Genomic DNA, 8,858 nt, shown 5'->3' with positions numbered 1-8,858 from the left:
GCCTGTCGATGCGGCTGTATAATTAGCGGGGGCATTCCGCGAATTGGCAAGCGTCGCGTTCCTTCACACCCCCCTCTGTCCTGCCGGACATCTCCCCCGCAAGGGGGGAGATTGGCAGTTGCGACGCCTCACTTCATTTCGCGACGTCGGTGATTGGCGAAAGCAGGGGCGACAGCTGATCTCCCCCCTTGCGGGGGAGATGTCCGGCAGGACAGAGGGGGGTGCTGTCCCGCCAACCGATTGGTGCTTTTAGCTAGCGGTCCCGGCACGTTCAGCGTCGAATGATCTTCTGCGACTGCCAGCCATAGAGCCAGTCCAAATCCGCCGCGAGCTTTTCCGGCGAGCGCATTTTCAGGAACAGATTTCGCGCGACAGCCACTGGACCCACGGCATGCCAGGCAAGGCGGTTGATAGCGCCGCGGCGAGCGACCCTGGCGACACGCGGCCGCCGCAGGTTCTCCCAGATTTGCAGGCTTCGTGCCGGATGGGCAGGGGAGTCGGCAATGATAGCGGCAAGTGTCGCCGCATCCTCGATCGCCATGGCCGCGCCTTGCGCCGCGAACGGCGTCATCGCATGTGCGGCGTCGCCGATCAGCGCGATGCCGTCCGGAGTTGTCCAGGGTCGCTTCTGGTCGACCGTATGGAGCGGCCAGGTCAGCCACGGGCCGGCCACTTCCACCAGTCTTGCAAGGCCAGGCGCGGCGCCGCGCACCGCGCCTGCGAGGATGCCGGGATCGGCATGGCCGGACCAGCCTTCGGCAATGCGCTCGCCCTTGGTGAAGGCGACGAGATTGAATGCGTCACCCTTGCTGACGGGATAGGCGACCATATGGAAGCCCGGGTGCAGGAAGGTGGTGACGCAGTCCGGAGCGCCGATCGCCGCGAAAGCCTGCCCTGCGGCACTCTGCGCGGCAATGGTCGTGCGCCAGGCCAGTTCGCCGGAAAAGCGGCTTCTTGGCGAGGCCGACCCCTTGGCCGAATCGACAAGCCCGCGAACCGATGACCAGACGCCATCGGCGCCGACCAGCAGGAACCCCTCGGCCGTGATGGTCTTGCCGTCGATCTCGGCCGTCGCGGTGATGCCATGGGTGCCGGTGGCAACGCTGTCGATGCGGGCGCCAGTGACGATCTCGATCTCGGCGATCTCGTTGGCACGCGCCATCAGTGCACTCTGCAGATCGGCCCTGTGGGCGACGAGATAGGGTGCTTGCCAGCGGGCCTCGGCGGCTTGTCCGAGCGGCACGCGTGCCAGTTCACGGAGGGTCGCGGCGTCCTTCAGCACTACGGCCTCGGGCCGCACTGCTGCCGGCAGCAGACGGTCGAGCACGCCAAGCTGGCGAAGGATGCGCGTCGCGTTGGGAGAAAGCTGGAGGCCCGCGCCGACCGCTTCCAGGCGCTGCGCCTGTTCGAACACCTGCACGGAATAGCCGCGTTTGGCGAAAGCAAGCGCTGCGGTCAACCCGGCGACACCCGCCCCGGCGATGAGGACCTGCCGGGAACGTATGTCGTTCATCGAGCTTGTCGCGAAAAAATCAGGCAGCCTGGTCGATAAAGATGCAGCCGGCCGGCAGCGTTTCCGTCGCCTTCAGCTTGGGCGAATAGCGGTAGAGCGTCGAGCAATAGGGGCAAACTTTTTCATTGTCGTCGCCCATATCGAGAAACACGTGCGGGTGATCGAATGGCGGGTTGGCGCCCGTGCACATGAATTCCTTGACGCCGATGTCGATAGCCGGGTAGCCCGCATCGTTCTGGAAATGGGGAATGGAACCGCCTGCCATCGTCGTCTCCTTAACGCAGTCTCTTCTGCATCTGGATCATAACAGGCCTCTTGGCAAGTTCGATGAAATGAAACTGTCGCAAAAGCCTGTCAGAGGATAAGTTAAGCCGGTTAACGCATGGCCCGGAAAACCGACTTCGGTTTTCGGAACGGATCATGCGTGGCCTTGGAGTGGCAGAGCGTCCTTTGCGCGTCCTGAACGACGCGCGGCACTCTGGCGGCAGACGGTGTGGAAGAGCGGGAATATGAACGAACTGAAGCCGGTGCAGAGCGAATTCACCAACGTCGAGGCGGCAAGTCCGGAAGGCGGCAATCCCGATCGTTTCGTCAATCGCGAGTTTTCCTGGCTGCAGTTCAACCGGCGCGTTCTCGAGGAATCGCTGAACCTCAATCATCCGCTGCTGGAGCGTGTCCGCTTCCTGTCGATCTCGGCAGCGAACCTCGACGAGTTCTTCATGGTGCGCGTCGCCGGCCTCGCCGGCCAGGTGCGCGAAGGCATCGTGCTGAAAAGCCCTGACGGGCGCACTCCCGAACAGCAGCTGGAACAGCTGCTGCGTGAGGTCGAGCGGCTGCAGGAAGACCAGCAGAAGAGCCTGTCAGCGCTCACCGTGCTGCTCAACAAGGAGGGCATCGAGACCATCACCCGCGACGCGCTCACCAAGGACGAGAAAATCTGGCTGGAAGACCATTTCCAGGAGCAGGTGTTTCCGGTGCTGACCCCGCTGTCGATCGACCCGGCGCACCCGTTCCCGTTCATCCCCAATCTCGGCTTCTCGATGGCGCTGCAATTGCGTCATCGCAAGAATGGGGAAGAGATGAGCGCGCTGCTGCGCCTGCCGGTGGCGCTCAAGCGCTTCATCCGTCTGCCGGACCGCAAACGCCATGTCCGCTTCATCCCGCTGGAAGAGGCGGTCGGCCTGTACATCGGCAAGCTCTTCCCTGGCTATGAGGTCAAGGGCTCAGGCACGTTCCGCATCATCCGCGACAGCGATATCGAGGTCGAGGAGGAGTCGGAAGATCTCGTGCGCCTGTTCGAGACGGCGCTGAAGCGGCGCCGCCGCGGCTCGGTCATCCGCATCGAATTCGACAGGCTGATGCCTGGCGAACTGCGCGATTTCGTCGCCGGCGAGCTTGGTGTCTCGTCGAGCCGCATCAGCGTGCTCACCGGTCCACTGGCGCTCAGCCAGATCTCCGAAATCGTCGCCGTTCCCCGCGACGATCTCAAATTCACGCCCTACAATCCGCGCTTTCCCGAACGCATTCGCGAGCATGGCGGCGACTGTTTCGCCGCCATCCGCGAGAAGGACATCGTGGTCCATCATCCCTATGAATCCTTCGATGTGGTGGTGCAGTTCCTGCGCCAGGCGATGGCCGACCCGGAAGTGGTGGCGATCAAGCAGACGCTTTACCGCACCTCCAATGACAGCCCGATCGTGCGCGCGCTGGTCGATGCGGCCGAGGCCGGCAAATCGGTCACGGCGCTGGTCGAGCTCAAGGCGCGCTTCGACGAGGAAGCCAACATCCGCTGGGCGCGCGACCTGGAGCGTGCCGGCGTGCAGGTCGTGTTCGGGTTTCTCGAACTGAAGACGCATGCGAAGATGTCGCTGGTGGTGCGGCGCGAGGACGGCAAATTGCGCAACTACGTGCACCTCGGCACCGGCAACTACCATCCGGTCACCGCGCGCATCTACACCGACCTGTCCTTCTTCACCACCGATCCGACGATTGCACGCGACGTCGCCCAGCTCTTCAATTTCATCACCGGCTATGCTGAGCCGACGGATGAAATGCGTCTGGCGATCTCGCCGTTCACACTGAGGAGCCGCATCCTGAAGCACATTGCCGATGAGATTGCCTATGCCGTGGACGGCAAGCCTGCGCGCATCTGGATGAAGATGAACGCGCTCGTCGACCCGATCGTCATCGACTCACTCTATGATGCCAGCCGCGCCGGCGTCGAGATCGACCTTGTCGTGCGCGGCATCTGCTGCCTGCGGCCCCAGGTTCCGGGCCTTTCGGAAAACATTCGTGTAAAATCGATCGTCGGGCGGTTTCTCGAGCACAGCCGCATCTATTGCTTCGGCAACGGTCACGGCCTGCCATCGGACGGGGCGATCATCTACATCTCCTCGGCGGACCTCATGCCGCGCAATCTCGACCGCCGTGTCGAGACCATGGTGCCGATCACCAATCCAACTGTGCATGAACAGATCCTCGGCCAGATCATGCTTGGCAACATCATGGACAATCAGCAAAGTTTCGACGTATTGGCTGATGGAACCTCCCGGCGCGTGGTGCTGGAGGAGGGCGAGGAACCGTTCAACGCGCAGGAATATTTCATGACCAATCCGAGCCTGTCGGGACGGGGTGACGCGCTGAAGTCGCACGCGCCCAAGCGCATCGCGCAGTTCAAGCGACGCAAGAAGAACGCCGCAGCGTCCGGCTGATGCTGTCTAATTCCCAAGGCCGGTTGCAGGACCGTCGACCGCTGTCCATCATCGACATCGGATCGAATTCGATCCGTCTGGTCGTTTATGAGGGGCTGTCGCGCTCGCCGACCATGCTGTTCAACGAAAAGATGCTGGCCGGTCTCGGTCGAGGCATCGTTTCGACCGGCAAGCTCGACCCCGAGGCGGTGACGCGTTCGATGGAAGAGTTCCGCCGCTTTCGCGCGCTCTCCAACCAGGCCGGCGCCGAACAGATGTATGTGCTGGCCACCGCCGCCGCCCGCGAGGCTATCAACGGTCCCGATTTCATCCACCGCGCCGAAGATGTCCTCAAGACCGAGATCCGTGTGATCAGCGGCCGTCAGGAAGCCTATTATTCGGCGCTTGGCGTTATTTCCGGCTTCCATCCAGCCAATGGCATCGCCGGCGATCTGGGCGGCGGCAGCCTCGAACTGGTCGATGTCAACGGCGAAGCAATCGGTGACGGCATAACGCTGCCGCTGGGCGGCCTGCGCCTGCAGGACATGGCGAAGAACTCGCTGACCCAGGCGGCGAAGATCGCGCGTGACGAACTCGCGAAGGCTAAGCTCTTGAAAGGCGGGCAGGGCAGGCCCTTCTACGCCGTCGGCGGCACCTGGCGAAATCTCGCCCGCCTGCACATGGAAATGACCAATTATCCGCTTGGCGTCATGCACCACTACGAGATATCGGCCGAAAGCGCGGCGAATTTCCTCAAGCAGGTGGCCAAGGCCGAGATCGAGAAGGTCAAGGGGATCGAGGGCGTTTCCAAGAACCGCCGTTCGCTGCTGCCCTACGGCGCCATCGTGCTGCAGGAGATCATGGCGGCGATGCAGCCGTCGAAGATCATCGTCTCGGCGCTCGGCGTGCGCGAAGGCTTTCTCTATTCGCTGCTCGACGAGGCCGAACAGAAGGCGGATCCATTGATTTCGGCCTCGGAGGAACTCGCCCGGCTGCGCTCCCGCTCCGTCACCCATGCGCATGAACTTGTCGACTGGACCGCCAGGACCTTTGCCGCCTTCGGCATCGACGAGACCGAGGACGAGGCGCGCTACCGCCACGCGGCCGCATTGCTTGCCGACATCGGCTGGCGCGCGCATCCAGAATATCGCGGCAAGCAATCGCTCAACATTATTGCCCACGCGTCCTTCTTCGGCGTCGACCATCCCGGTCGCGCCTTCCTGGCAATGGCCAACGCCTACCGTCACGACGGCATCTTCAACGAAGCCATCGCACCCGAAATCAAGGCGCTGGCTCCGCCGCGTTATCTGGAGCGCGCCCGCGTGCTCGCGGCGATGATGCGCGTCGTCTACCTGCTGACGGCGGCGATGCCGGGCATCATGCCCAGGCTGAAATGGGAACAGCGCGGCAACGGCGTGCTGGCGCTTGTCTTGCCGGCATCGCTGGCCGATCTCTATGGCGAGCGGCCGGCCGGGCGCCTGGCGCAATTGGCAAGGATCACCAACCGCCGGCTGGTGCTGGCCGTCGAGGGCGGCCCCAGCGTGTCGGTGAAATAGGCGCTGCCTGATAGCAGACCGTGTCTCATCTGACTCAAGCGGGTATTAGACCTGCCCGGACGTGCTCACTCGTCGGCGGCCTAGCGTTTGTGGACCGGCTTCCCCCAATCCGTCGCTGCTTCGCAGAGCCACCTTTCCCCCCTTCGGAGGGAAAGGAAGGGAGCTTCCTTGGAACAGCGTTTGGCGGCAAAAGGCTCGCGCCCTTCCTCTACCCGTCGATCGGGGGAGAGATGGCTCGGCGAAGCCGAGACGGAGTGGGGGTCGACCAGCTCGGGCGTGTCTAAGCAAAGATATCAAATCGCGCCAGGCCCGTCGACAGACCAAGCGCCGGCGCCGGCCATGGCAAGTGCCAGGAAGCCGCCCGATGTGGCGATGTCCTTTATCAGCATCTGCTGGTGCAGGAAGGCGAGCATCGCGTCGCCGCCACCCTGGCCGTAATGGCCGATGAAACCGGCGACAATGCAGAAGGCTGCCAGCAGCAGCGCCGCAATCCGGGTCTGGAAGCCGACCAGGATGAGCAATCCGGCGACGAGTTCGAACAGTCCCGTGCCCCAGGCGGCCAGCGTCGGCAGCGGCAGGCCGAGGCCCGCGAAATAGCCCGTCGTGCCGGCAATGTCGCTCAACGCGTGAAAACCGGAAGGCACGAACAGGGCGGCGAGCAGCAGCCGGGATAGCAGAAGCAGCGCGTTGCGGGGCATGTTCACCTCCGTTGTCGGTCGAGCCGGGCGATTACAGCCAAGCCGCGATCGTAGCAGGAAACAAACCGGCTGAGACGTCTGCACCGACAACGAAAAAGCGGCGCGGAAAATTCCGCGCCGCTTTCATTTCGAGGCTTGAGATTCAGCCGCGCTTGGCGTCGATGGAGTAGGCACCGGCGCCCGATGAAGCCAGCAGCAGGAAGCCGCCAGTGATGGCGAGGTTCTTGAGGAACTGGATCATCTGCATCTGGTCGGCCCAACCGGTGTGGGCGACTAGGCCGGTAGCGACCGTGAAAACCGCGAGCACCCAGGCCGCGGCCCGGGTCTGGAAGCCGACGAGGATGGCGAGACCACCGAGAAGCTCGATCAAGCCGACGATGATAGCCGTTACGGTCGGCAAGGGCAGGCCGAGGCTGCCGAAATAGCCGGCCGTGCCGGCGATGGCGGTGAGCTTGCCGAAACCTGAAAGCAGGAAGATGGCCGCAAGCAGGACGCGGCCGAGGAGGATGGTGGTTGAGGCATTGGAAGCGCCGGAACCGGCGGCTGAAGTGTTGATGGACATGGTGGCTCTCTCCGGAAAAGGGTTGATACCGGTGAGATAGAGCACGCGGACTGTTCACCAAAGCCGTCAGATTGGTGACACATTGTTCACAGCGCTTACATTTTCGTGATCGGACGACCTGCGCAAAATTCGCCTCGGTCAGGGTGCGACGGGAGGAAATTCTCCCCTCGCGAACTGTCCTACCCCGGATGCGTCATGTCCTCCGGCCGCACAAGCCGGTCATAGTCGGCTTCGCTGACAAGCCCGGTCGCGAGCGCTTCCTCGCGCAGCGTGGTGCCCTTCTTGTGCGCGGTCTTGGCGATCTTTGCCGCATTGTCGTAGCCGATGGTCGGCGCCAGCGCCGTCACCAGCATCAGCGAGCGGTCGAGTGCCGCCTTGATGTTGTCTTCCCGCGCCTCGATGCCGACGACGCAATTGTCGGTGAAGGAAACCGAAGCGTCGGCGAGCAGCTGCACCGACTGCAGGAAATTGTAGGCCATCAGCGGGTTATAGACATTGAGCTCGAAATGGCCCTGGCTGCCGGCGAAGGTGAGCGCTGCATTGTTTCCGAACACCTGAACGCAGACCTGCGTCATCGCCTCGCACTGGGTCGGATTGACCTTGCCCGGCATGATCGACGAGCCCGGTTCGTTTTCCGGCAGCGACAGTTCGCCGAGGCCCGAACGCGGGCCGGAACCGAGGAAGCGGATGTCGTTGGCGATCTTGAACAGCGCGGCCGCCGCCGCGTTGATGGCGCCATGCGAGAACACCATGGAATCATGGGCCGCCAGCGCCTCGAACTTGTTCGGCGCGGTGACGAAGGCGATGCCGGTGATTGCGGCGATGCGATCCGCCACCCTTTCGGCGAAGCCGACCGGCGCGTTGAGGCCAGTGCCGACGGCGGTGCCGCCCTGCGCCAGTTCCTGCAGGCCGGGCAGCGTCAGCTCGATGCGCTTGATCGACGAGGCGACCTGCGCCGCGTAGCCCGAAAATTCCTGGCCAAGCGTGAGAGGTGTGGCATCCTGCGTGTGCGTGCGGCCGATCTTGATGATGTGGGCGAAGGCCTCGGTCTTGGCTTCAAGTGCCTTGTGCAGATGTTTCAGGGCCGGCAGCAAATCGTGCACGATGCGCTCGGCGCAGGCGATGTGCATCGCCGTCGGATAGGTGTCGTTCGACGACTGGCTCATATTGACGTGGTCGTTGGGATGCACCGGCTTCTTCGAGCCCATGACGCCGCCCAGCATCTCGATCGCCCGGTTGGAGATCACCTCGTTGGCGTTCATGTTGGACTGCGTGCCAGAGCCGGTCTGCCAGACCACCAGCGGGAAATGGTCGTTGAGCTTGCCGTCGATGACCTCTTGCGCTGCCTCGACAATCGTCTTGCCGATCGAAGGATCAAGCCGCTTCAGCTCCATGTTGGCCTCGGCCGCCGCCCGCTTGACGATACCCAGCGCGCGCACGACCGACGCCGGCTGCTTTTCCCAGCCTATCTTGAAGTTGCCAAGGGAACGCTGCGCCTGCGCGCCCCAATAACGGTCGGCGGCGACTTCGATCGGGCCGAACGTATCGGTTTCGGTTCTGGTCTTTGCAGCGGTCACGGGTCTCTCCTTGTCGAAGTCGGCAACGGCGTATCGCGTTGCACAAACGGCTTCAAGCGGAGATTGCGGACGGCAAGGATGCAAATCGGTTGAAGGACGGGCGCCTTTCCTTCTCCCCTTGTGGGCTAGCGTGCGCACACATTTGCTTCGTGCTGTGGTCAAGCGTGAAGAAGCGAGGCCGGAAAATGGCTTGATGCGGTTGAATCGTATGTGATTCTGTAGCTGCCATTGTTGATTCTGGAGGTTTCGACGATGGCTTCGT

Annotated in this window: 7 protein-coding genes; 2 read left to right on the top strand and 5 right to left on the bottom strand. The window is 63.0% G+C overall.

Going from position 1 to position 8,858, the window contains the following annotated elements; all coding sequences use genetic code 11:
- Nucleotides 1-271: 271 nt before the first annotated feature.
- The gene (locus tag NKG99_RS34770) at nucleotides 272-1,513 is read right to left on the bottom strand and encodes an FAD-dependent monooxygenase (protein WP_352873930.1); all 1,242 of its coding nucleotides are present in this window, start codon (nucleotides 1,511-1,513) and stop codon (nucleotides 272-274) included.
- Nucleotides 1,514-1,532: 19 nt separating this feature from the next.
- Nucleotides 1,533-1,778 carry a zinc-finger domain-containing protein gene (locus tag NKG99_RS34765; protein WP_352873928.1) on the bottom strand — a complete coding sequence of 82 codons (246 nt, stop codon included), beginning with the start codon at nucleotides 1,776-1,778 and terminating at the stop codon, nucleotides 1,533-1,535.
- Between the two features lie 244 nt (nucleotides 1,779-2,022).
- On the opposite strand from NKG99_RS34765, the gene NKG99_RS34760 reads away from it, so the two are divergent.
- Together NKG99_RS34760 and ppx are read left to right on the top strand one after the other, a co-directional pair.
- Nucleotides 2,023-4,224 (top strand): RNA degradosome polyphosphate kinase, encoded by a 2,202-nt coding sequence (locus NKG99_RS34760; protein ID WP_352873926.1) that lies wholly within the window; start codon nucleotides 2,023-2,025, stop codon nucleotides 4,222-4,224.
- A complete protein-coding gene (ppx, locus tag NKG99_RS34755; protein WP_352873924.1) occupies nucleotides 4,224-5,759 on the top strand; it encodes an exopolyphosphatase in 1,536 nt (511 codons plus the stop codon). Before NKG99_RS34760 ends, ppx begins: the two co-directional genes overlap by 1 nt.
- 293 nt (nucleotides 5,760-6,052) lie before the next feature.
- On the opposite strand, the gene NKG99_RS34750 is transcribed toward ppx, so the two are convergent.
- From NKG99_RS34750 to fumC, 3 genes are all read right to left on the bottom strand, one after another.
- The gene (locus tag NKG99_RS34750) at nucleotides 6,053-6,457 is read right to left on the bottom strand and encodes a DoxX family protein (RefSeq protein WP_352873922.1); all 405 of its coding nucleotides are present in this window, start codon (nucleotides 6,455-6,457) and stop codon (nucleotides 6,053-6,055) included.
- Nucleotides 6,458-6,599: 142 nt separating this feature from the next.
- Entirely contained in the window at nucleotides 6,600-7,019 is a 420-nt protein-coding gene (locus NKG99_RS34745; RefSeq protein ID WP_352873920.1) for a DoxX family protein, read from the bottom strand.
- A 179-nt stretch (nucleotides 7,020-7,198) separates the two neighbouring features.
- Entirely contained in the window at nucleotides 7,199-8,596 is a 1,398-nt protein-coding gene (gene fumC / locus NKG99_RS34740) for a class II fumarate hydratase (protein WP_352873918.1), read from the bottom strand.
- Nucleotides 8,597-8,858: the final 262 nt, after the last annotated feature.

This window comes from Mesorhizobium sp. M1409, from assembly GCF_040317535.1.
Lineage (GTDB): Bacteria > Pseudomonadota > Alphaproteobacteria > Rhizobiales > Rhizobiaceae > Mesorhizobium.
The sequence above is the reverse complement of the archived record's forward strand: the minus strand, read 5'-3'. Positions and strand labels throughout refer to the sequence as shown.

Bases quoted from the DNA above. Each gene is read 5' to 3' on its own strand.
- NKG99_RS34770 (WP_352873930.1), bottom strand. From the start codon at position 1,513: ATGAACGACATACGTTCCCGGCAGGTCCTCATCGCCGGGGCGGGTGTC.
- NKG99_RS34765 (WP_352873928.1), bottom strand. From the start codon at position 1,778: ATGGCAGGCGGTTCCATTCCCCATTTCCAGAACGATGCGGGCTACCCG.
- NKG99_RS34760 (WP_352873926.1), top strand. From the start codon at position 2,023: ATGAACGAACTGAAGCCGGTGCAGAGCGAATTCACCAACGTCGAGGCG.
- ppx (WP_352873924.1), top strand. From the start codon at position 4,224: ATGCTGTCTAATTCCCAAGGCCGGTTGCAGGACCGTCGACCGCTGTCC.
- NKG99_RS34750 (WP_352873922.1), bottom strand. From the start codon at position 6,457: ATGCCCCGCAACGCGCTGCTTCTGCTATCCCGGCTGCTGCTCGCCGCC.
- NKG99_RS34745 (WP_352873920.1), bottom strand. From the start codon at position 7,019: ATGTCCATCAACACTTCAGCCGCCGGTTCCGGCGCTTCCAATGCCTCA.